The organism is Nocardioides sp. (genome assembly GCF_050246775.1).
Classification (GTDB): domain Bacteria; phylum Actinomycetota; class Actinomycetes; order Propionibacteriales; family Nocardioidaceae; genus Nocardioides.
On sequence record NZ_JBFWVK010000002.1, the window covers coordinates 355416 to 371113 of the forward strand.

Annotated in this window: 16 protein-coding genes; 11 read left to right on the plus strand and 5 right to left on the minus strand. The window is 70.3% G+C overall.

What is annotated here, in order from left to right:
- Positions 1-127 precede the first annotated feature (127 nt).
- Both AB7I40_RS11560 and lpdA read right to left on the minus strand, forming a co-directional pair.
- The gene (locus AB7I40_RS11560) at positions 128-1519 is read right to left on the minus strand and encodes an NAD(P)H-quinone dehydrogenase (RefSeq protein WP_428345955.1); all 1392 of its coding nucleotides are present in this window, start codon (positions 1517-1519) and stop codon (positions 128-130) included.
- A 15-nt stretch (positions 1520-1534) separates the two neighbouring features.
- Positions 1535-2932 (minus strand): dihydrolipoyl dehydrogenase, encoded by a 1398-nt coding sequence (gene lpdA, locus AB7I40_RS11565; RefSeq protein WP_428345954.1) that lies wholly within the window; start codon positions 2930-2932, stop codon positions 1535-1537.
- Positions 2933-2991: 59 nt separating this feature from the next.
- Here lpdA and AB7I40_RS11570 point away from each other — a divergent pair, with 59 nt between their 5' ends.
- The 3 genes from AB7I40_RS11570 to AB7I40_RS11580 are packed head-to-tail and all read left to right on the plus strand — an operon-like array spanning position 2992 to position 5199.
- Positions 2992-3444 (plus strand): gamma-glutamylcyclotransferase family protein, encoded by a 453-nt coding sequence (locus tag AB7I40_RS11570; protein ID WP_428345953.1) that lies wholly within the window; start codon positions 2992-2994, stop codon positions 3442-3444.
- The gene (locus AB7I40_RS11575) at positions 3444-4364 is read left to right on the plus strand and encodes a pseudouridine-5'-phosphate glycosidase (protein WP_428345952.1); all 921 of its coding nucleotides are present in this window, start codon (positions 3444-3446) and stop codon (positions 4362-4364) included. Before AB7I40_RS11570 ends, AB7I40_RS11575 begins: the two co-directional genes overlap by 1 nt.
- Before the next feature lie 4 nt (positions 4365-4368).
- A complete protein-coding gene (locus AB7I40_RS11580; protein ID WP_428345951.1) occupies positions 4369-5199 on the plus strand; it encodes a carbohydrate kinase family protein in 831 nt (276 codons plus the stop codon).
- Here the strand turns inward: AB7I40_RS11580 and AB7I40_RS11585 are convergent.
- The 3 genes from AB7I40_RS11585 to AB7I40_RS11595 are packed head-to-tail and all read right to left on the minus strand — an operon-like array spanning position 5094 to position 7850.
- A complete protein-coding gene (locus tag AB7I40_RS11585; RefSeq protein ID WP_428345950.1) occupies positions 5094-5924 on the minus strand; it encodes an FAD:protein FMN transferase in 831 nt (276 codons plus the stop codon). The genes AB7I40_RS11580 and AB7I40_RS11585 overlap by 106 nt on opposite strands.
- Positions 5925-5956: 32 nt before the next feature.
- Positions 5957-6442, minus strand: coding sequence for an FMN-binding protein (locus AB7I40_RS11590; protein ID WP_428345949.1), 486 nt, complete (start codon positions 6440-6442; stop codon positions 5957-5959).
- Between the two features lie 4 nt (positions 6443-6446).
- Positions 6447-7850: a ferredoxin reductase family protein gene (locus AB7I40_RS11595; RefSeq protein WP_428345948.1), complete on the minus strand. Its 1404-nt coding sequence runs from the start codon at positions 7848-7850 to the stop codon at positions 6447-6449.
- 145 nt (positions 7851-7995) lie between these two features.
- Here AB7I40_RS11595 and AB7I40_RS11600 point away from each other — a divergent pair, with 145 nt between their 5' ends.
- Genes AB7I40_RS11600 through AB7I40_RS11635 form a run of 8 tightly spaced genes read left to right on the plus strand, consistent with a single transcriptional unit; the run spans position 7996 to position 15694 of the window.
- Positions 7996-8790 carry a purine-nucleoside phosphorylase gene (locus AB7I40_RS11600; RefSeq protein WP_428345947.1) on the plus strand — a complete coding sequence of 265 codons (795 nt, stop codon included), beginning with the start codon at positions 7996-7998 and terminating at the stop codon, positions 8788-8790.
- 5 nt (positions 8791-8795) lie between these two features.
- A complete protein-coding gene (locus tag AB7I40_RS11605; RefSeq protein WP_428345946.1) occupies positions 8796-9602 on the plus strand; it encodes an NAD-dependent epimerase/dehydratase family protein in 807 nt (268 codons plus the stop codon).
- Positions 9603-9648: 46 nt separating this feature from the next.
- Entirely contained in the window at positions 9649-11706 is a 2058-nt protein-coding gene (gene pta, locus AB7I40_RS11610; protein WP_428345945.1) for a phosphate acetyltransferase, read from the plus strand.
- A complete protein-coding gene (locus tag AB7I40_RS11615; protein ID WP_428345944.1) occupies positions 11703-12896 on the plus strand; it encodes an acetate/propionate family kinase in 1194 nt (397 codons plus the stop codon). Before pta ends, AB7I40_RS11615 begins: the two co-directional genes overlap by 4 nt.
- Positions 12897-12916: 20 nt before the next feature.
- Positions 12917-13369 (plus strand): VOC family protein, encoded by a 453-nt coding sequence (locus tag AB7I40_RS11620; protein ID WP_428345943.1) that lies wholly within the window; start codon positions 12917-12919, stop codon positions 13367-13369.
- 33 nt (positions 13370-13402) lie between these two features.
- Positions 13403-13792 (plus strand): MerR family transcriptional regulator, encoded by a 390-nt coding sequence (locus AB7I40_RS11625; RefSeq protein WP_428345942.1) that lies wholly within the window; start codon positions 13403-13405, stop codon positions 13790-13792.
- 33 nt (positions 13793-13825) lie between these two features.
- Complete coding sequence (locus tag AB7I40_RS11630) at positions 13826-14836, plus strand: aldo/keto reductase (protein ID WP_428345941.1); 1011 nt, start codon at positions 13826-13828, stop codon at positions 14834-14836.
- A gap of 57 nt (positions 14837-14893) precedes the next feature.
- A complete protein-coding gene (locus AB7I40_RS11635) occupies positions 14894-15694 on the plus strand; it encodes a crotonase/enoyl-CoA hydratase family protein (RefSeq protein ID WP_428345940.1) in 801 nt (266 codons plus the stop codon).
- Positions 15695-15698 lie beyond the last annotated feature (4 nt).

Sequence of the window (15698 nt, forward strand, 5' to 3'; positions counted from 1 at the left end):
GGCACCGGGTGCGGCCCATGGAGTTTCATCATGGGATGCAGGCGAACCTCCACTGTCCACGACGAGTTCACCGTGGGAAGTGGAGGTTGGCCGACATACCTTGATGAACCGTCGGCAGCAACGGTCGCTAGACCTGGTGCAGCCTGCGCGCAGCCTCGGCGATCGAGCCGGACAGGGACGGATACACCGTGAACGCATGCGCCAGCTGATCGGCGGTCAGGGACTCGGCGACCGCCAGGGAGACGACGTGGATGAGCTCGGACGCGCGCGGCGCGACCACCACTCCCCCGACCACGGAGCCGGTGCCCGGGCGGCAGAAGAGCTTGACGAACCCGTCGCTGATGCCTTGCATCTTGGCCCGCGCGTTGGTGGCCAGCGGCAGCATGACCGTCTCCGCAGCGATCTCGCCGGCGTCGATGGCCCGTTGCGACCATCCGACGGTGGCGATCTCGGGTGAGGTGAAGACGTTCGAGGAGACCTTCTTGAGGTCGATGGGCGAGACCGCGTCGCCCATGTAGTGCCACATCGCAATCCGGCCCTGCATGGCGGCGACCGAAGCGAGCATCAGCACGCCGGTGCAGTCGCCGGCCGCATAGACGCCGGTGACCGAGGTCCGCGACACCCGGTCGACCTTGAGGAAGCCCTGGGCGTCCAGCCTGATCCCGGCCTCCTCCAGGCCGAGGCCCGCCGTGTTCGGGATCGAGCCCAGCGCCAGGACGCAATGGGAGCCGGTGACCGAGCGGCCGTCGACCAGGGTGACGGTGACCACGTCGCCGTCCCGGGTCACGCTCTGCATCCGCGACTGCGAGAGCAACTTCATGCCGCGCCTGGTGAGCACCTGCTCCAGCACTGTGGCCGCATCCGCGTCCTCACCGGGCAGCACCCGCTCGCGCGAGGACACCAGCGTGACGTCGATCCCGAGCGCCACGTACGCCGATGCGAACTCGGCGCCCGTGACACCGGACCCCACCACGATGAGGTGCTCGGGCAGCTCGTCGAGGTCGTAGACCTGCTCCCACGTCAGGATGCGCTCGCCATCGGGCTGGGCCTCGGGCACCACGCGCGGGGCGGCGCCGGTCGCGACCAGGATGGCGTCGGCGTCGAGGCGCTCCTTGCTGCCGTCGGCCAGCGTGACCACCACCTTGCCGACGCCGTCGAGGCGGCCGTGGCCCTGGACGACGCGGACGCCTTCACGCTCCAGTCGAGCGGAGATGTCGGCCGACTGGTCGGCTGCCAGTCTCTTCACCCGCGCGTTCACCCGGGCCAGGTCGATCGTGACCCACGAGGCCGCATCGCCCTCGGCGTCGGCGAGCGTCACGCCGAGCGCCTCGGCGGAGGCCATGTCGGTCAGCACCTCGGCCGTCGCGATCAGGGTCTTGGACGGGACGCAGTCGGTCAGTACGGCGGAGCCACCGATGCCGTCGGAGTCCACCACCGTCACTCGAGCATGGAGCTGGGCGGCGACGAGGGCGGCTTCGTAGCCACCCGGCCCGCCGCCGATGATGACGATGCGGTTCATCAGTCCCTGTCTGGATCAGAAGTTGATCATGTGGCCGGCGATGCCGTGGATGGCTTCCTTGACGGACTCCCCGAGGGTCGGGTGCGCGAACACGTTGCGCGAGACCTCGTCGGCGGTGAGGTCCCATTGCTGCGCCAGCGTCAGCACGGGCAGGAGCTCGGTGACGTCGGGGCCGATCAGGTGGGCACCGACGATCTCGTTGTGCTCGGCGTCAGCCACGATCTTGACGAACCCGGCAGTGTCACCGAGTCCCTGGGCCTTGCCGTTGGCCGAGAACGGGAACGTGGACGTCTTGACGTCGTACCCCTTGTCGATGGCCTGCTGCTCGGAGTAGCCGAACGACGCGATCTGCGGTTGGCAGTACGTCGCCCGCGGGATCATGTCGAAGTCGACCTCCATGGTCTCGGCCCCGGCGATCGTCTCGGCCGCCACGATGCCCATCGCCTCGGCCACGTGGGCCAGCATCATCTTGCCGGTGACATCGCCGATCGCGTAGACGCCCTCCACGTTGGTGCGCCCACGCCCGTCGATCGCGATGGCGCCGCGGTCGGTGACCTCGACCCCGGCGGCCTCCAGCCCGTAGCCGAGGATCCGGGGCGCGAAGCCGAACGCCGCGAGGAACTTGTCGGCCTCCAGGACGGTCTCGTCGCCGCCGCCGGCGGGCGCGACGGTGACCTTGACCCCGGATCCGGTGTCCTCGACGCCCTTCACCGCGGTCGCCAACAGCACCTTGACGCCGAGCTTCTTGTAGTGCTTGGCGAGTTCCTTGGAGACGTCGGCGTCCTCGGTGGGCACCATCCGGTCGAGGAACTCCACGATCGTCACGTCGACGCCGAAGTTCTTCATCACGTAGGCGAACTCGACGCCGATGGCCCCGGAGCCGCCGATCACGATCGAGCCGGGGAGCTGGTCGCTGAGGATCTGCTCCTCGTAGGTCACCACGTTGGGCGACAGCGTGACGCCCGGCACCAGACGGACCGTGGCACCGGTCGCGATGATCAGGTTGTCGCAGGTGTAGGACGTGGTGGCTCCGTCGCTGCCCTTGACGTCGAGCGCCCGGGGACCCGTGAGCGTGCCCCAGCCGTCGATCTCGGTGATCTTGTTCTTCTTCATCAGGAAGTGGACGCCCTTGACGATGCCGGCGCTCACCTGGCGACTGCGCTTGTGCGTCGGGCCGAACGACATGGTCGCGTCACCCTCGATGCCGTACTTGGCCTTCTCGTGGGTGAGGACGTGGGCGAGCTCGGCGTTCTTGAGGAGCGCCTTGGACGGGATGCAGCCGACGTTGAGGCAGACTCCCCCCCAGTACTTCTCCTCGACGACCGCCACGGACAGGCCGAGCTGGGCGGCGCGGATGGCCGCGACATATCCGCCCGGACCGGCACCAAGAACAAGCACATTGAAGTGGGTCACGGTGCTCAGCCTAGGAGGTCGCGGCCCCCGGCTCCAACGCAGGCACTAATCTCACTGTCGTGACGCTGTACGCCGCCTACGGGACGAACCTCGACCCAGCCCGGATGAGTGCGCGCTGTCCGCACTCCCCGCTGCAGACCACCGGGTGGCTCGAAGGGTGGCGCCTGACCTTCGGTGGCGAGGAACACGGGTGGGACGGCGCCCTCGCGACCATCGTCCAGGACCCGTTCGAGCAGGTGTACGTCGCGGTGTACGACGTCACGGCCGACGACGTGGCCGAACTGGATCGTTGGGACTCCGCCGACACCGGCCTCTACCGCACCACGAAGGTGCGGGTGAAGACGCTCGCCGGTGAGTTGGTGGTGTGGACCTACGTCCTCGACGCCTACGAGGGCGGCCTGCCGTCGGCGTCGTACCTGGGCGTGCTCGCCGATGCCGCCGTGGCCGCCGACGCTCCCGCCGATTATGTGGCCGCCCTGCGAGCCAGGCCCTGCCGCTCCACCGGCCTGTGATGCCGGCACCACTGAGCGTCAGCCCGGCCGTCCGCGAGGCCCTCGAGGCCGGCCGAGCAGTGGTCGCCCTCGAGAGCACGATCATCTCCCACGGGCTGCCGCGCCCCGACAACCTCGTCGCCGCCCGCGAGTTCGAGGACATGCTCAGGGCGCGCGGCGTCGTACCCGCGACCATCGCCGTGCTCGACGGTGAGCTGAAGGCCGGGCTGAGTGCCGACGAGCTCGAGCGGATCGCGAGCGAGGACATCGACAAGCTGAGCGTGCGTGACCTGCCCATCGTGCTGGCGCGGGGCGGCAGCGGGGCGACCACCGTCGCGGCCACCTCGTTCATCGCTCACCTGGCAGGCATCCGGGTCTTCGCCACCGGCGGGCTGGGTGGGGTGCATCGGGGTGCCTCGGAGTCGTTCGACGAGTCCGCGGACCTGGGCGTGCTGGCCGACGTGCCGATCACGGTGGTCTCCGCCGGCGTGAAGTCCATCCTCGACATCGGCGCCACCCTTGAACGCCTCGAGTCCTTGAGCGTGCCGGTGCTGGGCTTCGCCACGCGCGAGTTCCCGAGCTTCTGGTTGACCAGCTCGGGGCACCACCTCGACTGGTCGGTGCCGGATGCCGAGGCCGTGGCCGAGGTGATGCGGATGCGCGACCGACTCGACCAGCGCGCCGGGATCCTGGTGGCCAACCCGCTGCCGCTCGACCAGCAGCTCGATCCGGCGGTGCACGACCAGGCGCTGGACCGGGCGCTCGCGATGGCGCAGGAGCGTGGTCTGAGCGGCAAGGAGGTCACCCCGTTCCTGCTGCTGACGATCGTGGAGCTCACCGGTGGTGAGAGCCTCCGGGTCAACCTCGACATCGCCCGCAACAACATCCGAGTCGCCGGCGACATCGCGGTCGCGTGGGCCGGCACCCAGGTGTCAGGCTGACCTGGTGTCGCGGATCCTGGTGGTCGGAGACGTCATCGACGACATCGGCGTCCGCCCGCTGACCGCGGTGACGCCGTCCAGCGACACCCGCTCCGAGATCAGGATGTCGGCAGGAGGCTCGGCGGCCAACGTGGCCGCCTGGTTGGGGCACCTGGGCGCCGACGTCGTGTTCGTCGGCCGTGCCGGGGCTGACGGGGTGGAGCGACACACGGCGGCGCTGAACCGGTCCGGCGTGGAGGCTATCATCGCCGGCGACCCTGAGCTCCCGACCGCAACGCTGGTCCTGACCCTGGACCCCGCCGGTGAACGGACCATGTACGTCGACCGGGCGGCCAACTCCCGGATCTCGATGGACGACGTGCCCGAGCACGCCTGGTCGGAGGTCGACTGGCTGCACCTCACCGGCTACACCTTCTTCGACCCGAGCACCCGGCAGTTCGCCCTCGCTCTGGTCGAGGAGTCCGCTCGGCGCGGGGTGGGACTCAGCGTCGACCCCAGCACGGTGTCGTTCCTGCGTGAGGTGGGCCCGGCTCGGTTCCTGGACTGGACGCGTTCAGCCGAGCTGCTGTTCCCCAACGCCGACGAGGCCGATCTCCTGGGGTTGGATGACGACCCACGTGCGGTCGTCACCCTCGGTGCGGGTGGGGTCCGGGTGGCCGGAGAGGTGCAGGCGGCGCACCCGGCCGTCGTCCTGGACTCGACCGGCGCCGGCGATGCCTTCTGCGCCGGCTACCTGGCGGCCCGGGCCCGCGGGCCCCACGTGGCCGTGGGGTCCGGACTGGCCGCGGCGGCCGCCTGTGTGTGCGTGCGCGGGGCCCGGCCCGATCCGCCCTGAGCGGTCGCGAACGTCTCGGTGGTGCCGTCCTTCCAGACCACGAGACCGGCGCGCCCGGGCCTGGTCCGCAACCAGTTCAGCGCCCCGGTTCCCTGTGCGAACGCCGCCGTGGCGTCGATGTCGGCCCAGGTGAGGTCGTCGGCGACGACGGTCACGGAGGCGATGCCCTGCGGGGCGGCTCCCGTGACGCCGTGCACGATATGGGCACCGCGGTGGGCCAGTCCGGAGGTGGCGACTGCCGCGTCACGGACCGGGATACGGGCGAGCAGACGTCGCGGGTCATGGGGGTCCTCGATGCCGATCTGCCAGGGCTCGTGGTCCGGTGCACCGAGGCGGCACACCATGTCCCCACCGCCGGACAGGCAGACGTCCGTGTCGTCGAGATCTTCGAAGGCACGAGCGGCGCGCTGCACCGCCCATCCCTTGACCACCCCGCTCGGGTCGAACACCGTCGTACCCTCCGGCCCGGGGCGGCGTACGTCGAAGGCGCCGGCGGAGGCCACCCGGGCCTCCTCGGCGAGATCCAGGACCTCGGCCACCTCGGCGGGGCACTCCCCGAGCGCGAGCTCGCCACGGCCGAGGCGGGAGACGTAGGAGTCCGCGCGGTAGGTGCTGAACACCTCGTCCACGTGACGCAGCTCGGCGAGCGCCGACTGCCAGGCGTCGTACCCCTGACGGTCATCGGCGTGTCGTCCGCGCAGGGCCAGGCTGATCGGCAGCCCCATGACCTGTTCCACCCACCGACGGGCCGACCCGCTCACAGTCCGGCCCGGTCCAGGGCGCTCTGCAGGGACTGCGTGTAGCCGACGCTGGTCACCGTGGCGCCGCTGACCATGTCGATCGAGGCGCCCTGCTGATCGAGCGTCTCCTGGATGAGGATCGGCAGCGCGTAATTGTTGATCTCTGCGTCCCTGCCGTTGCCGCTGGGGTACTGCAGGACACTGACGTCGGTGATCGTGCCCGCCTTCACGGTCAGCTCGACCTGCACCGGCCCCCATTGCGTCGCCACCGTGTCGCCGGTCGCGGTCGAGGACTTCGACGCCGAGCCGGACCCGGACTTCGAGCCGGTGTTCGAGCCGGACTTCGAGCTTCCCGTCGAGGTGGACTGCGACGCCGCGGAGCTGCCACCCGAGATGATCGACGTGGGAGAGGCGGTCTGCACCCCCGAGGTCGAGGTGTCGTAGCCGAAGAGCAGCACGACGATGGACAGGGTGCTGAGCAGCCACAGCACTATGCGTTTCATGTCGTCACCAGCTGAAGGTCTCGAGGTGGAGTTGATCAGGGGGCAGGCCGGCAGCCACCAGGTCTCGCACGACGAGGTCGGTCCAGACCTCGGGGCCGCACACGTAGACGTCGCGCTCGGCCACGTCGGGGATCCAGTAGAGGAGGGCGGCCAGGTCGCTCGCGCCGCCGATGCGGTCCCCAAGCCAGGAGCCGGGTCCGCGGCGACGCCCGGGCAACCGGAGGACGTGCAGACCGCGATCCCGGGCGAGCTGGTCGATCTCCGTGGCGAACAGCGGCGCATCGGTGAATCGTTCGAGGTAGGTGGCCTCGCCCGGGCGGTAGTCGAGTCCTTCGGCCAGCGCCCGCAGCGGGGTGATCCCGACGCCGGCGCCGATGAAGGCCACCTTCGGACGGGTCCGCGAGCGGGCGCTGAGCCGGCCGTGCGGCCCCTCGAAGAACACCCTCGTGCCAGGACGCAACGACCGGATCGCCGCACTGCCGTCGCCCACGACCTGCACGGTGATCCGCAACGTCCGGCCATCGGGGGCCGCCGAGAGCGAGTAGGGGTTCGCGCGGCTCCAACCGGGCCGACCCAGGAAGCGCCAGGAGAGGAACTGTCCCGCCTCCACAGGCAGTCGGTCCAGCCGGCGTCCGGTCAGGAGCACCGAGACGACGCCGTCGGCCTCGGGCACCACGGAGACGACGCGCAGTTGGTGGCGCAGGTTGCGCCACAGCGGCAGGCCGAGGCGCCAGTAGAGGACCGCGGCCGCGACGCTCGCCCAGGCGGTCCACCAGAACACGGTGCGACCCGGTGACGTCATGAACTCCTGGCCGGTCCACAGTTGGTGGGGCAGCGCCAGCCCCACACCGAGGTAGGCGTAGAGGTGGAGCAGGTGCCAGGACTCGTAGCGGATGCGCCGCCGAGCGGCCTTGACGCTGGTGACCACCACCATGACCAGGCAGAGCGTGCCGGCCGCGGCCAGGAGCATGCCGGGCGAGTGCAGGGTCAGGTCCCACAGCGTTGCGGGCGTCTGGAGCACGTTGCCGAGGGCGTAGCCCCAGGTGATCAGCACGATGTGAGCCAGCATCAGGTTGAAGGAGGTGAACCCGACCAGGCGATGCAGGTGGGCGAGCCGGTCCTGGCCGCATGCCGCCTCCAGGGTCGGGATGCGGGCCATCAGGGCGACCTGGGCCAGGAGCAGCACCGAGGCGACCAGTCCGGTGAGCCGGCCGATCGAGGTGAGACCGCTGGTCCAGCCGGCCAGGTCCTGCACCCCGCCGGCGCTCACCCACCAGTAGGACACCAGTAGGAGGCTCAGCCACAGCGCCGCCATCGCCGCGACCCGCACGCGGGCGTCGAACCTCGCGCGACGTCCGACGAAGGCCAACTCCCGGCTGTGCCGGGGACGGCTGATCGTCGCGCTCATGGGCTCACAGTGGCGTAGCGCGATAGGTCTGGGCTGGCATTCTCCTGTGCGCTTCCTGTGAGCCGCCCGCCGACACCGCTCTCCGTTGGCCTTGACGGCGGCCCGCGGGCACTCCGGGTCCGGGCCGCTTGGTTAGAGTCGGTGCGTGACCGACACCTCGACGCTGGCCCAGCAGGCCGCCGACACCCTTGCCGAACTCACCGGTGTGCAGCGCCACGACATCGCCCTGGTCCTGGGCTCCGGCTGGCTGCCCGCCGTGGACGCCCTCGGCGAGGCCACGGCCGAGATCGCGACGACCGACCTGCCCGGCTTCTCCGCGGCCGCGGTGGCCGGGCACTCGGGCCGCATCCGCAGCATCCGGGCCGGCGACCGCAACCTGCTGGTCTTCCTCAGCCGCACCCACTTCTACGAGGGCAAGGGCGTGGCCGCGGTGGTCCACCCGGTCCGGACCGCAGCCCTCGCCGGCTGCCGGGCCATCGTCCTGACCAACGGCTGTGGCGGACTGCGCGAGACCTGGCAGCCCGGCCAGCCGGTGCTCATCAGCGATCACATCAACCTGACCGCCACCTCGCCGATCGAGGGCGCCAACTTCGTCGACCTGACCGACCTCTACAGCTCGCGGCTGCGTGCGATGTGCCGTGAGGTCGACCCGACGCTCGACGAGGGCGTCTACGTCCAGTTCCCCGGCCCGCACTACGAGACGCCGGCGGAGATCGGCATGGTGCGCGCGATCGGTGGGCACCTGGTCGGCATGAGTACGACGCTGGAGGCCATCGCCGCGCGCGAGGCCGGGATGGAGGTGCTGGGGATCAGCCTGGTCACCAACCTGGCCGCCGGCATCACCGGAGAGCCCCTGAACCACGCCGAGGTGCTGGAGGCCGGGCGGGCGGCCGCCAGCCGGATGGGCGCGCTGCTGGGCCAGATCGTGCCCCGGATCTGAGCGCCATGAAGATCCTGGTCACCGGTGCCGCGGGCACCATCGGACAGGTCGCCATGGTCGGGCTGGCCGACCGGGGCCACACGGTGGTCGGGCTGGACCGGGTCCCGGCTCCGGAGGGTTACGACGAGTCCACGAACGACTGGCACACCGCCGACTGTGCCGACGCCGACGCGGTCGCCGACGTCTTCGCCGTGCATCGTCTCGACGCGGTCGTCCACCTGGCCGGCAACCCGGGCGAGGCCAGCCTCCCGGACTCCCTCACCTCCCACGTCGTGACCACGGCGGCCCTGCTGGACGCCATGGTCGAGCACGGCGTCACCCGCATCGTGCACGCGTCCTCCAACCACGCGGTGGGCCGCACCCCACGCCGCGAACTGCTCGGCATCGACACCCCGCCGCGCCCGGACACCTTCTACGGTGTGGCCAAGGTGGCGGCAGAAGCGCTCCTGAGCCTGTACGCCGACCGGCACGGAATCGATGCCGTCGCCTGCCGGATCGGCTCCTTCCAGCCGCAGCCCGAGAGTGTGCGCCAGCTCAGCACCTGGCTGTCCCCCGACGACTGCGTCCGGATGTTCGAGGCCGGCCTGACGGCGCCGAGCCCGGGGTACGCCGTGCTCTACGGCATCTCGGCCAACACCCGAGCCTGGTGGGATCTGGAGCCTGGACGCCGTCTCGGCTACCAGCCCCAGGACGATGCCGAGGAGTTCGCCCAGCTCGTCGCGGCTTCGCCACAGGACGAGGATGAGGCCGCTCACGTGGGCGGCGCGTTCGTGGGCGAGTCGATGCAGCGCCCGGCACTCGACCGCGCGTGACATCCAGCAGGCGAGACCGACGAGTGCGCAGCGTTAGCCTTCCCTCGTGACCAGGAGCGTGTTCGTCACCTCACCCGAGGGCCGCACAGGCAAGTCCGCGGTCGGGCTCGGCCTGTTCGACCTCCTCGCACGAGACGTGGGCTCGGTCGGGGTCTTCCGCCCCCTGGTCAACGGTCATCAGCGCGACGTACTCATCGATGTCCTGGTCGCCCATCCCAGCAGCCACCAGACCTACGAGGACGCACGCGGGGTGACCTACGAGGCGGCAGTGGCCAACCCGGACGAGGCTCTGGCCACCATCGTGCGCCGCTACGGCGAGATCAGCGAGCGCCACGACTTCGTGCTGATCATGGGCTCGGACTTCACCGACGTCTCGAGCCCCACCGAGCACACCTTCAACGCACGGATCGCTGCCAACCTGGGTTCCCCCGTCGTGATGGTGGTCTCGGGGGTCGACCGGACGCCTGAGGAGATCGTGCGCAGTGCCGGCGGCGCGATCGACGAGTTCCGGCGCCAGCACAACGACGTGGTGGCGCTCATCGCCAACCGCGTGGCGCAGGACTCGGTCGAGGAGACCGAGCGGGCCCTGGCCACGCTGCCCGGGCTGACCACCGGGGTGATGCCGGAGCACTCGCTGCTGACGGCGCCCACGATCCGCGAACAGATGGTGGCGGCCGAGGCGAGCCTCGTCCAGGGCGACGACGCCCAGCTCGATCGCGAGTCGCTCGGCGTACTCGTGGCCGGGATGACCTTGCCCAACGTCCTGGACCGACTCTTCCTCGATGCGACCGTCGTGACGCCCAGCGACCGCACCGAGCTGCTCGCCGGGCTGCTGATGGCGCACCAGTCCGACACGTTCCCCACCCTGGGCGGCATCATCCTGGTCGGTGGTTACGAGATCCCCCCGTCGATCCGGCGGCTCTGCGCGGGCGTCGACGTCGAGCTCCCGATCGCGCTGACGTCGCTGGGCACCTACCCGACCGCCCAACGGCTGGACGACCTGCACGGACCGCTCAACATCGGCTCGACCCGCAAGATCGAGACCGCGCGCCGCCTGTTCGCCGAACGGGTCGATCCGGTGGCGCTCCTGGCCGCCATCAACACCCCGTCGTCGGGGATCCGGACCCCGCTGATGTTCGAGTACCAGCTGATGGAGCGTGCCCGGACCGACCGGCGCCGCATCGTGCTGCCGGAGGCCAGCGACGACCGGATCCTCCAGGCCGCGGACGTGGTGCTCCGCCGGGCCGTGGCCGACGTGACCCTGCTCGGCGACCGGGACCGGATCATGGCCCAGGCCACTGCCCTGGGCCTGGACCTGTCCCGCGCGGACGTGGTCTCGACGCTCGACCCGGCCCACCTCGACGCGTTCGCCGACGAGTATGCGCGACTGCGTGCCCACAAGGGCGTGACGCTGGAGCAGGCCCGGGAAGCGATGAGCGACGTGTCCTACTTCGGCACGATGATGGTCCACCTCGGGATGGCCGACGGCATGGTCTCCGGTGCCGTCAACACCACGGCCCACACGATTCGGCCCAGTCTGCAGTTCATCCGCACCAAGCCCGGCGTCACCGTGGTCTCGAGCATCTTCCTCATGTGCCTGGCCGACCGGGTCCTGGCCTACGGCGACTGTGCGGTCAACCCGGACCCGAATGCCACCGAGCTGGCCGACATCGCCATCAGCTCCGCTGAGACGGCTGCCGCGTTCGGGATCGAACCCCGGGTCGCGATGCTCTCCTACTCCACCGGCTCGTCCGGCTCCGGGGCCGATGTGGACAAGGTGCGCCAGGCCACCGAGCTGGTGCGCCAGCGGGCCCCCTCGCTGCTGCTGGAGGGCCCGATCCAGTACGACGCCGCCATCGACCCCACCGTCGCCCGGGCCAAGCTGCCGGACTCCCCCGTCGCCGGGCGCGCCACGGTCTTCGTCTTCCCGGACCTGAACACCGGCAACAACACCTACAAGGCGGTGCAGCGCTCGGCCGGGGCGGTGGCGATCGGCCCGATCCTGCAGGGTCTCAACAAGCCGATCAACGACCTCTCGCGCGGCGCCCTGGTGCACGACATCGTCAACACCATCGTGATCACCGCGATCCAGGCGCAATCGTGAGCAGCCCGATCCTGGTGCTCAACTGCGGCAGCTCCTCGCTCAAGTACCAGTTGGTCGATGCCACCACCGAGGCCGTCCTGGCCTCGGGCCTGGTCGAGCGCATCGGTGAGGCCGACGGGGCCCTCACCCACCGGGTGGGGGGTGAGCGGTTCGAGCAGCGGGCGCAGTTCACCGACCACCGGGCCGCCCTGGCCGCCATCCAGGAGGCCTTCGCCGGGCACGGCCCGGACCTGGCGGCCAGCGGGCTGCGGGGCATGGGCCATCGGGTCGTCCACGGGGGCGACCGCTTCCGGGAGCCGACGTTGCTCGACGACGCCGTACTGGAGGGCATCGCGGAGCAGAACAGCCTGGCGCCCCTGCACAACCCACCGGCGCTGCAGGGCATCCGGGCCGCGATGACACTGCGCCCCGACCTGCCCCACGTCGGCGTGTTCGACACCGCCTTCTTCGCCGACCTGCCGGCCGTGGCACACACCTATGCGATCGACCGTGACGTGGCCAGGCGGCACCGGATCCGGCGCTACGGCTTCCACGGGACCTCCCACGACTACGTCTCGGCCGCCGTGGCCGCCTTCCTGGGCCGCGATCGCGCCGAGCTCAACCAGATCGTGCTGCACCTGGGCAACGGAGCCTCGGTCTCGGCGATCGAAGCGGGTCGCGCGGTCGACACCTCGATGGGGCTGACCCCGCTCGAAGGCCTCGTGATGGGCACCCGGCCCGGCGACCTCGATCCCGGCATCCAGGGCTATCTGAGCCAGGCCGGGATGTCGACGACCGACATCGACACGATGCTCAACAAGCGCTCGGGGCTGCTGGGCCTCGCTGGGGAGAACGACTTCCGGGCCCTGCAGTCACTGCGTGAGGGCGGTGACGAGGATGCGGAGCTGGCGCACGGGATCTACGTACGCCGCATCGTGAAGTACGTCGGTGCCTACCTCGCGGTCCTGGGCCACGTCGACGCCCTGACGTTCACCGCCGGGATCGGGGAGAACAACGCCGGCGTTCGCGCCGACGTGCTCACCGCACTGGCACCGCTCGGCTTCGTCCTGGACCGGGAGCGGAACGCCTCGGGGACCGGTCCCCGGGTCATCTCGGCCGATGGATCGCCGACCACCGTCCTGGTGGTCCCCACCAACGAGGAGCTCGCCATCGCCCGAGCGACCCTGGCGGTCATCACCGAGTGTCGGTGACCGGGTCTATCGTCGCCGGCATGACGACCTGGCAGCTGACGATCGACGCCAATGACCCCTCGCGCCTGGTGGAGTTCTGGGCCCCGGTGCTGGGCTACGAGCGCCAGCCCGCGCCCGAGGGCTTCGAGACGTGGAACGACTGGTACCGCTTCAAGGGCGTGCCCGAGGAGGAGCTCGACCCCACCAATGACGGGTGCGACCGGATCCATGACCCGAGCGGCGCAGGCCCCAGGATCTGGTTCCAGATCGTGCCGGAGGTGAAGTCGATCAAGAACCGGTTCCATCTCGACGTCTATCCGACAGGGCGCGACCCCCTGATGTCCTTCGCCCGCAAGAAGGAGATCGTGGAGGCGTTCGTGGCTGACCTCGTGAGCCGGGGCGCGACCATCGGCCGCAAGAACGTGGACGAGGCCCACCGTCACTACTTCGTGCTCATGCATGACCCGGAGGGCAACGAGTTCTGCGTCGCTTGACTGTGAGCACACTCGAAGAGTGACACTGGAGTCGTGACCACACTGACCCAGCCGACCGCTCTGAGCATCGCCGAGGTGGCCGTCCAGACCGGACTCTCCGCCCACACCCTGCGCTACTACGAACGCGACGGCCTGCTGCTCGCACCCGTGGACCGCTCAGCGTCCGGCCACCGTCGCTACACCGAGCGCGATCTGACCTGGATCACGCTCCTCACCAAGCTGCGCTCCACGGGGATGCCGATCCGTGAGGTCAAGAAGTACGCCGAGCTCGTGCGCACCGGTCCGGGCAACGAGGCCGAGCGCCTGGCCCTGCTCACGTCCCACCGCGAGCGCGTCGAGCGACAGCTCGCCGAGGTCAGCGCCCACCTGCGCGCCATCGACCACAAGATCGGGATCTACGAGGGTCAAGTCGACCACGCTTGACTTTGAGCGCGCTCAAAGACGTTGACTCGAGTCATGACCATCACAGATCGCACTCTCGGCACCGCCGCACCACTCACCGTCTCCGCCCTCGGCCTCGGCTGCATGGGCATGTCGGAGTTCTACGGCACCGGTGACGAGGCAGAAGGCATCGCCACCATCCACCGCGCCCTCGACCTGGGCGTCACCTTCCTCGACACCGCTGACATGTACGGCCCCTTCACCAACGAGCAACTGGTCGGCAAGGCCATCCACGGTCGCCGCGACGAGGTCCAACTGGCCACGAAGTTCGGCAACGAGCGACTCCCCGACGGCACCCGGGTCGGCATCAACGGGTCGCCTGACTACGTCCGCTCCGCCTGCGACGCATCGCTCCAGCGGCTCGGGGTCGACCACATCGACCTCTACTACCAGCACCGCGTCGACAAGTCCGTGCCTATCGAGGAGACCGTGGGGGCCATGGCCGAACTGGTGGCGGCCGGCAAGGTCCGCCACCTGGGGCTCTCCGAGGCAAGCCCCACGACCATCCGCCGGGCGCATGCCACCCACCCCATCACCGCCCTCCAGACCGAGTACTCGCTGTTCACCCGTGACCTCGAGGACGAGATCCTCCCGGTGCTGCTCGAACTGGGGATCGGACTGGTGCCCTACTCGCCCCTCGGGCGAGGCCTGCTGACCGGCACCATCACCCGGGACTCGGGCGCCGACGGCGCGGCGGATGCCCGGCGTACGGCCTATTTCCCACGGTTCCAGGGCGAGGCCCTGGAGGCCAACCTGGCCCTGGTGGCTCGGATCCGCGAGCTCGCGGTGACCAAGGACGTCACCCCCGGCCAGCTCGCCCTGGCCTGGGTGCTGGCCCAGGGGCCGCGGCACGGGCTGGGCGTGGTGCCGATCCCGGGGACCAAGCGCGTCGCCTATCTCGAGGAGAACGCGGGCGCAGCCGACGTGGTCCTGAGCGACAACGACCTGACGGCCCTGGAGGCCGCGGTGCCGCGCGACGCCGTGGCCGGGGATCGCTACGGGGACATGTCCCACATCGACGCCTGAGCGACCCCTCAGCCTGCCCGCCCGTGGCGCCCTCTGGTCTGGGACTATCGTGAGGGAATGGTGGAACTGGTGTCCTGCAGCGTGTCCGACGGCATCGCCCACGTGCGGCTGGAGCGCCCCGACAAGCTCAACGCACTCACCCTCGAGACCCTCACCCAGCTCGGCGCGACCGCACGCCGGCTGCGTCGCGACCGGACACTGCGCGCGGTCGTGCTGTCGGGTGAGGGCGACTCGTTCTGCTCGGGGCTCGACGTGGGCACGGTCCTCAAGGACCCGGTGGGCATCGCCCGCGCGTTCGTGCCGCTGCCCTGGCGCGGCACGAACGTGTTCCAGGAGGCCTGCTGGGCCTGGCGCCGACTCCCGGTGCCCGTGATCGCGGCGGTGCACGGACACTGCTTCGGCGGCGGGCTGCAGATCGCCCTGGCGGCGGACTTCCGGTTCACCACACCCGATGCGCAGTGGTCGGTGCTGGAGGCCCGCTGGGGACTGATCCCCGACATGAGCGGGATCCAGACCCTCAAGGAGCTGGTGGGCATCGACACCGCCAAACGGTTGACCATGACGGCCCAGGTCGTCTCCGGCAAGGAGGCCACCGACCTCGGCCTGGCCACCGAGCTGGCTCCTGACCCGGTCGCCGCGGCCTTCGCCCTCGCCGAGGAGCTGTCCACCCGGTCGCCGGACGCACTGGCCGCCGCCAAGCGCCTGTTCAACACCACCTGGACCGCGCGAACCCGGGTGACCCTCGGCAGGGAACGCGCCGAGCAGATCTACCTCCTGCTCGCAGCCAACACGAAGGCCACCCGCGAGGCGGCCGTGAAGCGGGTGGCGCCGGTGTTCGGCCCGCGCGGGCGACGCTAGCCTG